This is a genomic window from Eubacterium sulci ATCC 35585 (assembly GCA_001189495.1).
In the GTDB taxonomy this organism is placed as follows: Bacteria; Bacillota; Clostridia; order Peptostreptococcales; family Anaerovoracaceae; genus Eubacterium_B; species Eubacterium_B sulci.
The window spans coordinates 1,327,362-1,343,857 of sequence record CP012068.1; the positions used below are offsets into that span (position 1 = coordinate 1,327,362).

Here is a 16,496-nt window from a genome sequence, read left to right on the forward strand (position 1 = left end):
TTACCCAAATCTAGGCGTTTTTTTCATTATTTTTAAACGCTTATATTTATGTGTTTACAACCAACAAAGTACACCAAATAATTTAGTAGTATTAAACAAATCCTTTTCCGAAAATCATATTACTATCAGTTTTTGTGCATCAAAATTCAAATACTATTTGATAGATGAAATAAATCCCTCTAGACCAGCCTGACCCAAGACTCTTATTCTAGGAAGCTCAGTCTTATCGTCTCCCTTTTCGACCTTGCCGTACTGTGTCGTAAAGGCACAGTCAATTCCACAGTTTTCTATAGCCTTCTTGCCGTCTTCAGTAACATCACCGTAAGGATATGCAAATGCATCCTTGTTTCCTACCATGGCAATTGCCATATTTAGATCTTCCTCTATTTCTTCAAGAGTCATAGCGCTGATTCTTCCACCGTGTCCTATATTTCCACCAGCTCTGTGCATATCGTAGGAATGCGACTGGTAGCACACATATTTACTGCGGTCAGCTTTGACTATATCAGGACCATATCTAGTTCCGATGAGGAAGCCTGTCGCCGGAACCTTGTACTTGTTAAGTAGAGGAATGCCGTAGTTTAAAAAGCCAACCTGTCCATCATCAAAGGTCAAAATAACACTTTTCTTTGGTAGTGAATGCTTGCCGTCGATATATGCTGAAAGCTCTGCAAAGCTTGGGTAATAGTAGTCATTATCTTTTAGCCACTTAAGCTGCTTTTCTAGATCCGAATTAAGGATAAAATTAGAATCCAGCTTGCTTGGTGCGTCATCCTCAGAAAAAACATAGTGGTACATCAAAACAGGAATACCGCTACTATTTGCATCAAATTTATCCGCCTTGACAACCTTGACCGTACGTGTAGCTTTACTTGCCGCTTTGTCGTACTTAGCAATGTACTCTAGCTTGTATTCGCCTGGCTTTGAGGTATCGACCTTTCCCTTGATTTTAATATTAGTTACAGCACCCACTCTATCATCTAAAGCATAGGCACCTGGCTCGATGTATTCCTCTCCCTCTTTGACAAGGGTTACTTCGCTTCCCTTTAGGCCTATCAAAAGATGAGCAGACTCAGGATACTTCTTTAAAAGTTCCTTTTCACTTAACTTGAAATCGCTGCTTTCAATAGTATTTGATGTTGAAGCGCTCTGCTTTATTTCTTCTGTCTTTTGCTTACTCGTATCCTTTTGTGCCTTAGATAAAGCAAATATACAAACGAGCAAAACAACCACCAAAGTCACTAGGAGTATCAAGCGCTTTACATACTTTGATTTCATTTTCCTTCTCCCTTAACATCGTATTTTGAAAAAACCGGCATCAAGCGATGTCGGTTTAAAAGCAATTTTATTAGAACTCAGCGTATGTAAAATTAGGGGCCTTAGCCATGCCTGCAAATATCATGTACAGGTAAAGCCCTACCATGATTCCGAAGAATATTCCTGCATACATCAGACAGTTCTTCGATACCCTATTTTTGATTGCTACTGCTTTTCTCTGTAAAAAATTTGTAAGCCCTTTCATTTATCTCAGTCCATCCTTTTCCAGCAGGGTGGAACACGTCCTGTAAAAATCCTGCCGTATAATCCTCGTTATAAAAACTATACCATTTTACATTATATTTGTCAGCAACTTCTTTGATCTGACCTGGAAGTACGCTTCTAGCATCTTTGCTAAAGCCCATGTGGTCATACCATTTACCGTTGATTGGAAGCAGAACAAGCATTACATCTATGTCCGACTCCTTGCAGACCTCGAGGAAAAGCTCAAGATCCTTGTATTCGGGCGAGTCCTTGCGGAACCGCCTTTCCTTCATTTTGTTCTTGCCACTTTTGTCGACATGAGCAAACTTCTTATTATAAGTACTGTTGATTATTCCGTAAGGGTTGTTTGTTGCGTTCTTAAAGTACTGCGCATCAGCCTGCTTCTTGTATTCTTCCCAGTTTGGAGCCTTACCATCAACATTCTTCATAAACTGCTCGTATTCCTTTTGGCCTTTGAGCCTCCATGTGCTGTTGATATTTATGCGCTCTCTCTCGTTAAGAAAATCCTCTCTCATTTTGATATACGCTCTATTTACTGGACCTAGCTTGCCATTAATATAGTAGTTTGCGTACATCTCAACATTTGCACGAGTGCCCTTATCGTTTTCTAGGAGCTCTATCGTTCTATTAGCAATCTTCCTCTTAAGATCCTTGGATAGCTTAGGATTCTGCATCAAAGCGATAAACTGCGTCTCTGAAAATCTAACGGAGAATGCATCCTTCTTAACACCCTGATTATCAAACCATGCTGGTGACAGAAGCAGAACAACCTTGTGACCCTTCATCTTTTCCGATACGGAGCCAAGCGTAATAGCATGAGATAGACTCTGGTTGTAGGCAGCGCCTATACACATTACATCTACACCCATCTTTCTAAAAAGTTTAGTTGGATGGTATTTGCTATTTCTTCCGTGTTGGAATTCAGAGGATCCCATCATCATAACGGTGTCCTTACCTATGTTGTCTGAAATTGCACTGTATGATAAATCCTTGTACAAGTTTACCCAAGTACCGAAACCCTTATTGTTACTTAAACTTCTTGCGAGAGTGAAGTGCAGTATCAGTACTACTACGGCAAAGCTTGCCAGTGCAATGAAAAATGCTTTAATTTTTTTCATTATTTAAGTCTCGCTCTAACCTGCTCAATAATCTTTGCTGGTGTATCCATCTGCTCTCTTGTGAACTCAGATGGTGACATTACAATGCCAAATGCTTCCTCAATGTTAACTAAAAGCTCTGTGTAATCGAGTGAGTCGATAAGCTCCTCATCAAGTAGATTGATATCTGGATTTTCTCTTACGATTTCATCTCCACAAAGATCAACTAGTAAATCTAAAACTTTCTCTTCCATTTTTTTACCTCTCTATATATCAAATTTATAACTATTGCGGATTCGTAAATAGCTGATTAAGTCTTCCTGAGAAGATCAGGAATCCGAACATTACTAGGTTCAGTGTTATAAACCAGCTTACGAACTTGTATAACTTGTTTTTCTTATGCTTCTTATGGAACTTGGATTTCTTCTGGTATACCTCAGTAATCGATAAAAGTATGCCGTGGTATAGACCGTATATTATGTACTGTGAATCTAGTCCGTGCCAGACACCCATTATTCCCATGTTTATTATAAAGCCAACCGATGCACCTGTGAGCCTGCTCTTAAACCATTTGCCCTTGATAGCCTTCATCATGAATCTGGAGAAGATGAAATCTCTAAACCAGTATGAAAGGCTTATGTGCCATCTATCCCAGAAGTCCTTCATATCTGTTGCTATAAACGGCTTGCGGAAGTTGTCTGGTAGCTTTACTCCGAAGATATATCCTATGCCGACAGCCATCAAGCTGTATCCCGCAAAGTCGAAGAACAGATATCCACCGTATGAGTACATGTAAACGATTAGATTAGGTATTCTATCTCCTCTGCCTAGCCATATGAGTGCCTGATATAGTCCAGCTGCTAGCACAAACTTATATACCATTCCTAGACAGACCTTCATAAGTCCATCTCCCACCATCTCAATGTATGATTCCCTTCCTGGAACCTCAGTGAGATCTCTGTGGAAGTCCCTGCTTCTTTCTATCGGACCCGATAGCAAGCTTGGGAAGAATATCAAAAAGTATATGAACTCGAAGGTGCTTACTTCTTTGATAAGTCCATCGTGAATCTCGATTATCATCTGTATGGACTTGAAGCTCATATACGATAGACCGATAAAGGCAAATATGCCCTTGCCTAAACCCGTAAACGATGTAATCTTCCATATTACTAGCGGCATCAAAGAAAGCGCTATAAATAGATAATATAACTTATTGCTCTTGATTCCGCGTGTACATATTATTTGGTATCCCTTTACTATCAGTAGCTCTAATACGCAGTAAGCAGCCATGTATGCTATTGCAACCGGTGAATCCTTCATGGTCAGGTAAACCATCAGGAGGCTGACTAGGAATCCGTAGTATTTCTGATTCTTTCCTAGACATCCGAGTACGATCGTCGGTATTGCAAGCATTAAAGTTATGTAGAAGAAGTACGATCCTCCAAATAATGTCATTAGCTTCTTCCCTCCATAAGATCAGTTAGTTTCTTGCGGTCAGCCTTTCCATTTGCAGTAAGAGGCATATTGTCAATAAATATGATTCTCTTAGGTACCATGTATTCTGGCAAGAACTGCTTTAGAAAAGCCTTTATGTTCTTAACCTGTGCGTTTGACTTGTCATCAAAGTGGCTCACAACGTAGCCCTGCAGATATTTCACCTTACCGTCCTGCATCTTTGGAACAACTACAGCAGATTCTATTTCTTCCATTTTGACCAGATTGCTCTCTATATCTCCAAGCTCAATTCTGTAGCCATGGAGCTTAACCTGAAGGTCTATTCGTCCTCCGTAATAGAGCATATCCCCTTCAAAATGTCCCGCATCTCCAGTCCTGTAGCAGCGCTCCCCATCCTCTGCAACAAAGAAGGCCTTCGCCGTCTTTTCAGCATCTCTAAAGTAGCCCTTGCTTACTGTATTGCCTTTGATTATTATTTCTCCGTTATTCTCATCTATAAGAATCTCAGTGCCAGGCTTGCATCTGCCTATAGGTAAATCTTTCTCAGAAGCTGCCATTTCTTTACTGATTTCTACATCAGTTACAGCTACCGTTGACTCCGTAGGTCCATAAGTATTTATTACCTTTGCTTTTGGAAATCTCTCCATCAGCTTTTCGGCAGTTCTATTTGTGAGCTTTTCGCCACAGAACAGGAAGTTTTCTAGCTCAGGAATTAGATTTTCATCAAAGCTTCTATCTGCGAGACACATGTCGGCAAATGACGGTGTTGATATCCAGTATTTAACCTTACTCTTGCCTAGCTCGGCTAGCATATCAGCCATTGATAGCTGTAATTTCTTATCTAAGCAGAAAATACATCCGCCCGTAGCAAGTGCTGTATATACATCCATAACCGAAAGGTCAAATGAGAAAGGTGCCTGATTTAGGAATCTAGCTCCCTGCTTATCCGCTTCACTTCCGCCTAGGCCTGCTGACCAGTCTGTGAACCTGCTAAGTGCTCCACATGAAATCTCAACACCCTTAGGTTTTCCGGTACTTCCTGATGTGAATATTATGTAGTATGTATCTTCATCTGAGACTTCTAGCTCTTCTGCAATCTCTAAGTTCGCATCGCATGCTAGCTGATTAATCTCATCTCTTTCTATTATCTTGGCCTTACCTTCTAGGCAGTGTCCCTGCTCTACTGCAAGCACTAGTGGCTTATCGATAGCCTCAGCTATATCTGAAACCCTCTGCACTGGAGTTGAAACATCGACTGGACAGTATGCTCTTCCTGATCTCACGCATGCAATGAATGAAATTAGCATCAAAGGATCCTTGTGCCCAAAGACCATAATTGGTGCCTTGTCACTTCCTTGTATCTTCTCTATCTCTGCCGCAAGCCTACCTGATTTTTCCCAAAGCTCAGCATAGGTCATGCTCTGCTCTGCAGAAATCATTACAATTGCATCTGGCGTGTTATTAACATGTCTGCGTATTTTATCTAAAATCAGCATATCGTCTCCAATATCTCAAAACTATTTTCCATATTAGCTTGTACCTAGTATATCACAAAAAACCCCCTTAAAATGGGTCTAGGGTGATGTTTAAAATTATGTTAAAACTATGTTAAAAATATCGTAAGATTTTTAACCTAAAGTACAATTTTTCTTTTATCTTTAGCCCTTGCTCTTCTATATAGGACGAATTTTCTTCCTATGGCCTGAACGAATTCTGCGTTAAGTTTCTCAGCCAAATCATTACATACCACTTTAGGGTCTATCTCAACCCCCTCCTGAATAGAAACCTTTATTATCTCGTTTGCAGCTAGGTAGTCGTCTATTGCCTTGATTACATTATCAGTAACTCCGCTCTTACCTATGCTAGCTGTTGCATTAAGTCCGTTTGCTATGGACTTTAGCTTGCTTCTCTGCTTTCCTGTTATCATTTTTCCTCCTATGTGACTTTGATGATTAGTATTACTCATCAAAAATATAATAATCTTGCGTTTTACTAATGCTTATAATATTGTATACTATTTATAGAATGTTTCAAGTCTAAGTGACAAGTACACTCCTTAATAAATAATATAAGTCATACAAAGTGCCACATACCTGTTATGTGGCATCTTACGTTTTTGGTATTTCTTAGGTATTAAGGCTTTTATTGCAAAGTCTTGTAAGGCTTCTATTCTATCGCACCTGTGTCTTTTAAGCAAGCGATAAGTTCCTGTCTATCATTTTTTATCTCACCCGAAATCACCTTATCTAAAAGCATCTCAAGCACCTCGCCAATCTCTGGCCCCTGCGCCATACCTAGTTTAATCAAATCACTTCCCTTGACAGCCATGTCTTTTAGTGAAAAACATACATTTTCCTCAAGTATCCTCCTTGCACTTCTTTCAAGCTCCTGCAAGATGTCCTGCCTGTATCTAAACTCCTCTGACTGTCCGTAATTATCCGCCCTCTTCAAATCTAGGAGATTAAAGAAATCTTCCTCCCCCAGTCTTCTAAGCATCCTTTTGATTATCTTATCGCTGTTTTCTATCTGATTGTCATGGTATTTTACTAGCTGACAAACATCTGTAATTGTTACATTATCGTATTTTAGTCGCCTCAATATATTCTCTGCCATCTCAGCACTCTTGCTCGCATGTCCGTAAAAATGGCCTTCACCATCGCTTCCGATTTCAAAGCATATAGGTTTTGATATATCGTGAAACAAAGCAGCCAGTCTGAGGCTGAGCTTTGGTGGCGTATTATCCACTACCCTAAGCGTATGTTCAAACACATCGTAGACATGATGGTGGTTTTTCTGATCAAAACCTATACAAGCCTCAAATTCGGGTATGAAAATACAAATAATATCCTTGTATTCCCTAAGGTATATGCTAGGATTTTCCGAAAGCATAATCTTATTAAATTCTGACACTATGCGCTCCTCGCTCACCTTTTCTATCATATAGCCCATCTGGTGTATGGCATCTTTTGTGTTAGTTTCAACTTCAAAACCCAGCACAGCAGCAAATCTTATTGCTCTGAGAATTCTAAGCCCATCCTCAGAAAATCTCTCCTTAGCATCGCCAACCGTTCTAATCAGTTTATTTGCTATATCGTTCTGCCCACCAAATAAATCGACGATATCTCCGTTTATCCTGCAAGCCATTGCATTCATTGTAAAATCCCTGCGCCCTAGATCATCTTCTACACTTTTGGCAAAGCTCACTCTGTCAGGATGCCTGCCATCTGAGTATCCTGATTCACTACGAAAAGTTGTTATTTCTACTGGTTCATCTTCTATCAAAACGGTTACTGTCCCATGCTTAAGCCCAGTAGGTATCACCTTAAAGCCCGAGAAAACTTTCATGACTTCATCTGGCCTAGCCGAACTTGTCACATCAAAATCATGGACTTCCCTGCCCATTAGAATGTCCCTTAGGCTGCCGCCAACTATATAGGCCTCGTAACCAGCTTCCTCAAGCCTTTCCATAGCCGTAATGGCATTCTTTGATAGCCTTGCTCTAATATCTATGAAATTATCTATTTTTTGTTTATCTTGCATCTTGGATTTCCTTTGCCGCATCTGCGAGCTTTTGACGTCTTTACATTAGGCTTTCTTGCTCTTTGATAAAGCTTCAATATGATGTTATAATTTTATCATAAGGCTTTAGGAGGTGTTAGAATGAAACTTGGATTCCATACCAAATTTTCCTATGGAATCGGCGGTGCCGCAGACCATGCTATATATACTTTGATAGGCACCTATCTATTATTTTTCTTGACATCAGTAGCAGGTATAGAGCCAGCTTTTGCTGGTACCATCGCAGCTGCTGGTCCAATTTGGGAGGCCTTTTGCGGTCCTATTACAGGATTTGTTTCCGATAACATAGAGACTAAGTACGGAAAACGCAAACCTTTTCTTATTATAGCAGCAATTCCGCTTGCTGTTACAGTTTCCCTATTATTTACTGCATTTGATTTTAATACACATGCGAGGTTCATCTATTACATGATAATGACACTGCTCTGCTGGCAGGCTTTTTCGATGTTCTTCGTTCCATATATTGCTTGGGGTTCTGAGCTTACCGACGATTACGACGAGAGAACCGAACTTCGTTCCTACGCATATGTCGGAAATCAGTTTGGTATGGTCATCGGTATGATAATGCCGGTATTTCTAGTTTCAGCTTTCATGGATTTGGGACTTAGTAAAACTCATGCTTGGTCAGCCGTGGGCACTTTGATAGGCGTACTCTGCTGCATAGCCCTGCTCTACTGCGCATTTAGTATCAAAATAAGCGATAATCCTAATTTCAAGAAGAATTCTCATCGCGAGAAAATTTTTACTGCAAAGAAAATCACGGCTATGTTCAAGGAATACCTTGAGATAATCAAGCTAAAGCCTGCTAAATTCATAGTTTCAGCAAGCATGCTATATCTTATTGCTGATATTTTCTTCTGCTCTGTAATTGTCTATAACTTTAACTACAGGCTTGGTTTAAGTGCTACTAAATCATCACTTGCGCTAGTTGTGATTGCAATTTCTGGTGCACTTATTGCACCTTTTATATCAAAGCTATCTGCCAAAAGTGATAAAACTAGAGTTTTCAGGATAGGGATATTCACCTCCGGCACGCTTCTTATCATCATGGGAATCCTAGATATAAGGAGCTTTGCTGCATGCTGCATCATGTGCGTTTTCTACACTATTGCAAACATCTGCTACTGGCAGCTCATGCCTTCCATGCTCTACGATGTTTGTGAGGCAGAAGCACTTGCTTCAGGAAGTCATCATTCTGGTCAGGTTATCTCAACTCAGGCTCTCTCAGAGTCACTTGCAAGCGCTATAGGAACCCAATTCCTTGGCCTTATACTTCAGTTTGCAAATTTCAAGGATGAGCTTACAGTACAAAGCGAGCTAACCGTTCGCTGGATTGGCTACTGCTCAACCATTATTCCAGGTCTCATATTCATAGCAGTAAGCCTAGTATTCTTAAGACATCCGATAAACAAGAGCTCATATAACAGAATTTGCAATGCTCTTGAGAAGAGAAGCTTAGGAGAAAAGGTTGATATGAACGAGTTCAAGGATATCTACGGAGAAAAGCTCGGCGGAGTCAAAGAGCTTTAAACATCAAAAATTATAAAAGAGCTATATTCACACATATAGCTCTGTTTTCTTATTTTGCGTACTGCTCTATAAACGCCTTAAAACCTTCTGCGTTCATTCCTCCAAGCTTCATGCCTAGTATCTTGCCTTCGCTATCAACTACGTAGCTTGTTGGAAATCCTCTCAGTGTTGAGATCAATTTTTTCTCAAGATTAGAATCAGGAATAATCATCTTGTATTTTAGGCTATCAAGTTCAATAAGTTCCTTTGCTGTATCCTTAGCATCATTACCGTCAGCAACTATACCAACAACTCCTATACCTTGATCCTTAAGTTCAGAATAAACCTTCTGAATCTCTGGAAGCTCGTTTACACAAGGTCCACACCATGTTGCCCAAACATTTACAAGAGTTACTTTATTCTCCTTAAAAATGCTGTTATCAACTTTATTTCCCTCTATATCTTCAGCTGAGAAATCAGGAATGCTCTGTAGCTCACCCTGTGATACCTGACTTCTGCCATCCTTGCTATTATCTCCTGTAGTGTAACCACCATCACTGTTTCCACAGGCTGCCAAAGCTGTCGAGATTACTAGTGTAGCTAAAAGAACTAAAATCTTTTTCTTATTCATCAATATACCTTAGCGCAGCGTCTGCTGCTCCCTTTCCTCTTTTTATTACCTTTACCCATATTATGAGCTTTTCTCACTTTTATTTACAAAACTTCCCTTTGTCTTTAGCCCTATAAGTGAATCAAGCGCTCCATGATTGCATGCCTTGATGCAGGCGCCGCACCTTATACACTCTGCCGAATTAAGCTTATTTCTCACATCTATATCCATCTTACAGCTCTTTTCGCAGAGACCGCAGTCTACACATTTTGATTTCTCAAATTCAAGTCTGAATATGCCTAGCTTGTTGAACAAGCCGTAAATCGCACCAAGCGGACAAAGATACTTGCAAAACGGACGATAAACAAATATTGATGATAGAACTACAACTATCAAAATAGATAGCTTTATGAAGAAAATATGCCCTATGGTTTCTCTCAAAAACGGATTCTTTGCAAGGAGCGGAAAAGCTGCCTCTATTGTTCCAGCAGGACATAGATACTTGCAGAAATATGGTGGTGCTATTCCAATCCTATTTGTCAAAAACATCGGAAGTGCGATTACCATTACAATCAAAACCACATATTTAAGGTATCTAAGTTTGGAATCAACTGCCTTACTCAGCTTAAACTTTGGTGTTGGAATCTTAAAAAGTAGATCCTGCACAAGTCCAAAGACACATAGAAAACCGCATACCAGTCTGCCCAAAAGCGTGCCAAATAACATCAAAAGTCCCATAACATAAAGTGAGACCATATACTTTGGCGAGCCTATGATGGCCTGAAGAGAGCCTATAGGACAGGCACCCGCAGCACCAGGGCATGAGTAACAGTTTAGCCCCGGAACGCAAACAGCCTTACTGCTTCCATTATATATTCTTCCATCTAAAAATCCCTTAAAATGTGGATTTGCCATAGCGGCAAAAACAAATTGAAGCAGAGTTCTTTTGGTTTCAGACCTTCCTACTCTGCCTTTTGAAAAGTAATTTACCCTATTAAAAAGTCTCATTATCCAATACCTATGCATTCAAGACATATCTGTCCCGCCTTTTGTAAAACTGAAAGATGCTCATCGCGCATCACACCTGCATATATCATAGCAAGTGAACAACACACAAGAAGCGAACTTATAATCAAATTCTTATGTTTCTTCATCCTAATTTTCCTTTAAATCTGCCGTGCTGAAAGCAATCACCTTGGAAAGCTCATCTAGGCTCATCTCTACTTGATACCCAATTTTGCCAGCACTGAAAACTATCTTCTCACATCCAAGTGCACTTTCATCTATGACAGTTTTGAAAAATTTCTTCATTCCTATAGGCGAGCAGCCCCCGTGAATATATCCTGTTAGCGGAAGTAATTCCTTTGATTTAATCATAGAAACGCTCTTTTCACTGACTGCATGGGCCGCCTTCTTAAGGTCTAGCTCTGAAGCAACAGGTATAACAAATACATAATGCTCCTTGCTTTTTCCTTCAGTTACAAGAGTCTTGAAAACAAAATCAGGGTTCTGCCCTAATGCCTCAGCGACTTCAACTCCGCTTACAGCTCCAGTTCCCTCATAGCTGTGACTGATATAATCTATCTTCTTTTGGTCGAGAATTCTCATCACATTAGTCTTTTCGTGTTTCTTCATGATATCCTCCCTTGAATCTAATTACCCAACAAATATAAAAGTTAACTTAAATAAACACATAGTTTACAAGTATCACGTAAGTCCCTGTTCCAAACACTATCGCTAGCAAGCTATTCTTCTTCCAAAGCTGCATCGCCACGGTTACGATTATGGCTATTAGCTCAGGAATTCCATGGAAGGGTCCCATGATTTTCGTCTCCTTAAGACAGTAGACCACCATCATACCCATTATTGCATATGGCAGATACTTGCCAAGATACTCTACGAGCATAGGAGTTTCCTTGCCCCTGAAAACCAGAAACGGAAATACCCTAAGAAATAAAAGTGCAAAGGCCATAACGGATACAAGTGCCAGTGAATAAAGATCAATGTTCATCTATCCACCGCCTTCCCGCTAGCAAAGCTGCAACTGAAATAAGTAGTGCCGGAAGAAGGAAGTTCTCCCTACCGAATACACATAGACAGACAATTGTAATCGTAACACCTAAAATCGCAGGAAAATGCTTTTTGCAGCTTCTCCACTGATCAACAAAAATAGATATAATCAAAGCTGTTAGCGCAAAGTCAACGCCCTTAAGCTCAAGCTTAAAGCCAGTGTTTATCATAGTGCCTACAGCACATCCAAATATCCAATAAATGTGATTTAAAAGTGATACTGAAAAATAATAGTTGTGAGGCTTCATCCCATGTGGAACCGTGCTCGAACACAGAATTGCAAAGGTCTCATCCGTAATAGAAAATATTAGATATGGCTTCTTCCATCCACTCCCGCGGTATTTGTCAATCAAAGAAAGCCCGTAAAACAAATATCTTGCATTGATAGCAAGAGACATGATGAGAGTAGTCAAAATAGAAGCACCGCTAGCCATAAGACCAACACCCACATACTGCATGGTTCCAGAAAATACAACAAGACACATCAAAATAGCCCATCCAACGCCGTAACCAGCTTGATTGAGCATAATTCCAAAGCCTATTCCCAATACCACATAGCCTGTCATTATTGGCAATGTGCGTAGTAAAATTGTCTTAAAAGCTTCCCTACTCATGGTTATATCGTATCATCAAAAAACTATAAAAACAAGGATTCTAAAACAAAAATACACTTCGTAAAATTAGAAAAAAAGTTAAAAAAATAAACAGAGCCAAACTCCAATAGATTCGGAATTTGGCCCCTATAATTCACTTTGTTATCTAGGTTAAATAGCCTGGCATTACATCATGCCCATGCCACCCATACCTGGTGCCATAGCTGCTGGATCATTATCCTCCTTGATATCTACAATACCAGCCTCTGTTGTGAGAAGCATAGCTGAAGCTGAAGCAGCGTTCTGAAGTGCAGATCTTGTTACCTTAGCTGGGTCGACGATTCCATCTGCAATCATATCCACATACTTCTCAGTAGCTGCGTTAAATCCTACGCCTACCTTCTCAGCCATTACAGCTGCGATAACTACGCTGCCCTCAAAGCCAGCGTTTTCAGCTATCTGTCTAACAGGCTCCTCAAGAGCTCTTACAATAATTCTCGCACCTGTTCTCTCGTCGCCCTCTAGTGTCTCAGCGTATTCACGAACTGCTGGAATTGTATCTGCAAGCGCAGTACCACCACCAGCTACGATACCTTCTTCAACAGCAGCCTTAGTTGCGTTAAGCGCATCTTCGATTCTGAGCTTTCTTTCCTTTAGCTCTGTCTCTGTAGCTGCACCAACCTTAACAACTGCAACACCACCTGAAAGCTTAGCAAGTCTCTCCTGTAGCTTCTCCTTATCGAATTCTGAATCGCTCTCCTCGATAAGCTTCTTGATTGATGCAATGCGAGCTGCGATTTCTTCCTTATCGCCGTTACCTCCAACGATAACTGTCTTATCCTTATCAACCTTTACAGTTGTTGCTGTTCCAAGAAGGTCAAGTGTAGCCTCCTTAAGGTCATAACCAACCTCTTCACTTACAACTGTACCGCCTGTTAGGATAGCAATATCCTCCATCATAGCCTTTCTTCTGTCACCGAAGCCTGGTGCCTTAACTGCAAGCACATCGATGATTCCCTTGAGCTTGTTGATAACTAGTGTTGCAAGAGCCTCGCCCTCAACATCCTCAGCTATGATCATAAGCTTTCTTCCCTGCTTAACTACCTGCTCTAGCAGTGGAAGTAGCTCCTGGATATTTGAAATCTTCTTATCTGTAAGAAGGATGTAAGGGTTCTCGATTACAGCCTCCATCTTGTCTGAATCTGTAACCATGTAAGCTGATAGATATCCTCTATCAAACTGCATACCTTCTACAACGTCAAGGCTAGTTCCAAGTGATCTTGACTCCTCAACTGTGATAACGCCGTCCTTGCCAACCTTCTCCATAGCTTCTGCAATAAGGTCACCGATTTTCTCATCAGCAGCTGAAACTGAGGCTACCTGAGCTATGCTCTCCTTAGTCTCAACCTTCTTTGCATTAGCCTCGATATTCTCAACAGCCTTTGCAACTGCACCCTCGATTCCCTTTCTTAGGACCATTGGGTTTGCACCTGCTGCTACATTCTTGAATCCTTCTCTAATAATGATCTGCGCTAGAAGAGTAGCTGTAGTTGTTCCGTCACCAGCAATATCGTTTGTCTTAGTAGCGACTTCCTTAACTAGCTGAGCACCCATGTTCTCTGTGCCATCCTCTAGATCTATATCTCTTGCAATTGTTACACCATCATTTGTAATAAGCGGTGAACCAAAGGACTTGTTAATAAGAACGTTTCTGCCCTTAGGTCCTAGTGTAATCTTAACTGTGTTTGCTAATTTATCAACGCCAGCCTGAAGTTTTCTTCTGACCTCTTCACCATAAAAAATATCCTTTGCCATATTCTACTCCTATACTTATCAATTATTTTACGATTGCTAAAATGTCTGACTGGTTCATAAGAGTGTACTCTTGCCCATCAAACTTAACATCTGTACCTGCGTACTTCGCAAAGATAACTTTATCCCCAGCCTTGAGTTCCATTGGCTCATCCTTAGTTCCAGGACCTACCTCTAAAACCTCAGCCATCTGTGGCTGCTCCTTAGCTGCGCTTGTCAAAATGATTCCACCTGAAGTCTTCTCCTCTGCCTCGAGCTTCTTAATCAAAACTCTTGTGCCTAGTGGCTTAATTCCTACACTCATCACTTACCTCCTGTATTTATGTAAAATCTAAGGTTTATTCAATCTTTAGCACTTGAACCGTCAGAGTGCTAACTGTAGTTTATTGTATGACTTTCCCCATATAATGTCAATGATTTTTTACTATTTTAGGCTTAAATACACAATTGCACTACATTTAAAATTATCCCCGAATTTGATAGTCTCTACTGCTCCTTCGCGTCGAGATTTCTGATGTAATAAAACAGGTATTGCTGTGCAAAACCAGATAGCTTTCCAAACTTTTCTCCTGCGAAGCTTTCCATACCTTTGATATTGTTTTCCTCAAATCCATAAAGCCTTGCCATAACTCTCTTAACCCATACATCTATAGGGAAGCTGTCAGTTTCATTCATTCCAAAAAGCCTTATACAGTTTGCAACCTTAGGTCCAACACCACATAGCTCGCTAAGCTGCTCAAAGTTATTAGGTAGTCCTTTTTCGCATACGGTCTTTGCACTCTCAATTAAATATCTTGATCTATACCCTAGCTTTATACTAGCAAGATCATCCTGAGTCAATGAAGCAAGTATTTCAGGACTTGGAATCGCGTAGTTTTCTAACTTTGCTACTCTTTCAGTATCATCATTTAACCAAGATGTATCATCAGCCTCAATTCTCTCACCGAACTCTCTTGAAAGATTTTCTATGCATCCTTTGATTCTTGGAATATTGTTATTCTGCGAAATTATAAAAGAAACTATAGTCTCCCAAAGCTCTTGTTTTAAAATTCTAATTCCAGCTCCATAGCTTATTGCATCGCGAATGACCTCATCATTCTTTGATAGAGTAGATTTTATTTCTCCGTAGTCCCTCTCTAAATCAAGATAAGGAATCCAGATTTTTTCTAGGTCGTCATCTGCATGCTCGCCTAGGTTTGTTATCTTCAGCTTTCCATCAAATTTTGATGCACCTTCCTTAAAGCTCATATTAACTATGCGCCCATGCGCTGTGCCTGTATACGAGCCATCTGCCTGTTTTCTCCATCTGAAACACTGCCCGCAGTCAAATATGTGGTCCAGATCAAAATCCCGTACCTCTATATCAAAACTTTTCATATATGTCTCCTAAACTACCTCATTAACTTCTACATCTGCTCTAACTACGTTGAAAGCAGTCATTGCTTCCACCTCTTTGACGAGATTCTTTTGGTATCTTCTCGCTATATCAAAGACAGACATTCCGCTCTGCACCTTGATTGAAGCAGTCAAACTCAAATTATCCGGCTCGGTATTTTCAAATACCCAGTCAACCGAAGCCACTCCGTCTGTGGCTAGACCAACACACTCTGCAATATCTGTTAGAACTTTATCTGAGATAAAAAAATCACCTAGATAGCTAAATGTGGGTCTTACTACTGACTTATTTACGAGCTTACCCTCGCCCATACGGCTTCCCGGGGCGAACTTTTCGGTCGCGCCTTTTGCACTTCTCCAAAGTTTCATAGGATCTAGGAAGTAGCCTGCAAAGTCTCTTTTAAGCTGAAGGGTAGGTACAGGAATTACATGCTTTCCTTCAACAAGCCTCTGCTTCTGTGCAGTCTTTCTCTCATCCGCTGTCGTGATATCCTCTATATATATTCTCTCGCTGACTTCTGGAAGCTCAAGCCTTGTAGCAATCTTATCTACCATATTGTCTGAAGTTCCTAGTATCAAAATATTCTTAGGCGAGATTTTTCTTATCTTTTTCTTTGTTTCTTCAGCTATTTCATCGTTCTTAAAAAGAGCAGTCTTAATGGCACCAACCCTTGTACTCTGGCGCTTTGCTGACACACCACAAACGACGCTATCATTGTAAATGAACAGCCCGTCATCTATTATTGCCGAGATTCCCTTTTCCATACACAGAGCCTGTGCCTGATAGGATTTTCCCGTTCCACTTTTTCCTGTCAAAGAATAAACTTTCATCTT

General features: G+C 40.4%; 16 protein-coding genes and 1 pseudogene. 1 reads left to right on the forward strand and 16 read right to left on the reverse strand.

The window, feature by feature from the left end:
- Nucleotides 1-153: 153 nt before the first annotated feature.
- The 7 genes from ADJ67_06170 to ADJ67_06200 all read right to left on the reverse strand — a co-directional run bounded on the left by ADJ67_06170 (nt 154) and on the right by ADJ67_06200 (nt 7,562).
- On the reverse strand, nt 154-1,278 hold the full coding sequence (locus ADJ67_06170; GenBank protein ID AKT47261.1) for a hypothetical protein: 1,125 nt from the start codon (nt 1,276-1,278) through the stop codon (nt 154-156).
- A 191-nt stretch (nt 1,279-1,469) separates the two neighbouring features.
- Complete coding sequence (locus tag ADJ67_06175) at nt 1,470-2,660, reverse strand: hypothetical protein (GenBank protein ID AKT47262.1); 1,191 nt, start codon at nt 2,658-2,660, stop codon at nt 1,470-1,472.
- On the reverse strand, nt 2,660-2,893 hold the full coding sequence (locus ADJ67_06180) for a cytochrome C552 (protein ID AKT47263.1): 234 nt from the start codon (nt 2,891-2,893) through the stop codon (nt 2,660-2,662). Before ADJ67_06180 ends, ADJ67_06175 begins: the two co-directional genes overlap by 1 nt.
- Before the next feature lie 31 nt (nt 2,894-2,924).
- A complete protein-coding gene (locus ADJ67_06185; GenBank protein AKT47264.1) occupies nt 2,925-4,094 on the reverse strand; it encodes an alanyl transferase in 1,170 nt (389 codons plus the stop codon).
- Nucleotides 4,094-5,590: a hypothetical protein gene (locus ADJ67_06190; GenBank protein ID AKT47265.1), complete on the reverse strand. Its 1,497-nt coding sequence runs from the start codon at nt 5,588-5,590 to the stop codon at nt 4,094-4,096. Before ADJ67_06190 ends, ADJ67_06185 begins: the two co-directional genes overlap by 1 nt.
- Before the next feature lie 137 nt (nt 5,591-5,727).
- Nucleotides 5,728-6,021, reverse strand: coding sequence for a hypothetical protein (locus ADJ67_06195; protein AKT47266.1), 294 nt, complete (start codon nt 6,019-6,021; stop codon nt 5,728-5,730).
- Between the two features lie 239 nt (nt 6,022-6,260).
- On the reverse strand, nt 6,261-7,562 hold the full coding sequence (locus ADJ67_06200; GenBank protein AKT47697.1) for a hypothetical protein: 1,302 nt from the start codon (nt 7,560-7,562) through the stop codon (nt 6,261-6,263).
- 192 nt (nt 7,563-7,754) lie between these two features.
- Here ADJ67_06200 and ADJ67_06205 point away from each other — a divergent pair, with 192 nt between their 5' ends.
- The gene (locus tag ADJ67_06205) at nt 7,755-9,203 is read left to right on the forward strand and encodes a hypothetical protein (protein AKT47267.1); all 1,449 of its coding nucleotides are present in this window, start codon (nt 7,755-7,757) and stop codon (nt 9,201-9,203) included.
- Nucleotides 9,204-9,252: 49 nt separating this feature from the next.
- Here ADJ67_06205 and ADJ67_06210 read toward each other — a convergent pair.
- The 9 genes and pseudogenes from ADJ67_06210 to ADJ67_06250 form a co-directional block, all read right to left on the reverse strand.
- Nucleotides 9,253-9,702: pseudogene (locus ADJ67_06210) on the reverse strand (hypothetical protein).
- Nucleotides 9,703-9,873: 171 nt separating this feature from the next.
- Nucleotides 9,874-10,800 carry a 4Fe-4S ferredoxin gene (locus ADJ67_06215; protein AKT47268.1) on the reverse strand — a complete coding sequence of 309 codons (927 nt, stop codon included), beginning with the start codon at nt 10,798-10,800 and terminating at the stop codon, nt 9,874-9,876.
- Between the two features lie 147 nt (nt 10,801-10,947).
- A complete protein-coding gene (locus ADJ67_06220) occupies nt 10,948-11,430 on the reverse strand; it encodes a prolyl-tRNA synthetase (GenBank protein AKT47269.1) in 483 nt (160 codons plus the stop codon).
- A 43-nt stretch (nt 11,431-11,473) separates the two neighbouring features.
- Nucleotides 11,474-11,803, reverse strand: coding sequence for a branched-chain amino acid permease (locus tag ADJ67_06225; protein AKT47270.1), 330 nt, complete (start codon nt 11,801-11,803; stop codon nt 11,474-11,476).
- Nucleotides 11,793-12,476, reverse strand: a complete 684-nt coding sequence (locus tag ADJ67_06230; protein ID AKT47271.1) for a branched-chain amino acid transporter AzlC — start codon at nt 12,474-12,476, stop codon at nt 11,793-11,795. The genes ADJ67_06225 and ADJ67_06230 overlap by 11 nt, the downstream gene beginning before the upstream one ends.
- A gap of 165 nt (nt 12,477-12,641) precedes the next feature.
- Nucleotides 12,642-14,270, reverse strand: a complete 1,629-nt coding sequence (gene groEL, locus ADJ67_06235) for a molecular chaperone GroEL (GenBank protein ID AKT47272.1) — start codon at nt 14,268-14,270, stop codon at nt 12,642-12,644.
- A 22-nt stretch (nt 14,271-14,292) separates the two neighbouring features.
- Nucleotides 14,293-14,571 carry a molecular chaperone GroES gene (locus tag ADJ67_06240; GenBank protein AKT47273.1) on the reverse strand — a complete coding sequence of 93 codons (279 nt, stop codon included), beginning with the start codon at nt 14,569-14,571 and terminating at the stop codon, nt 14,293-14,295.
- 182 nt (nt 14,572-14,753) lie between these two features.
- A complete protein-coding gene (locus tag ADJ67_06245; GenBank protein AKT47274.1) occupies nt 14,754-15,644 on the reverse strand; it encodes a hypothetical protein in 891 nt (296 codons plus the stop codon).
- A gap of 9 nt (nt 15,645-15,653) precedes the next feature.
- Nucleotides 15,654-16,493, reverse strand: a complete 840-nt coding sequence (locus tag ADJ67_06250; protein ID AKT47275.1) for a hypothetical protein — start codon at nt 16,491-16,493, stop codon at nt 15,654-15,656.
- Nucleotides 16,494-16,496 lie beyond the last annotated feature (3 nt).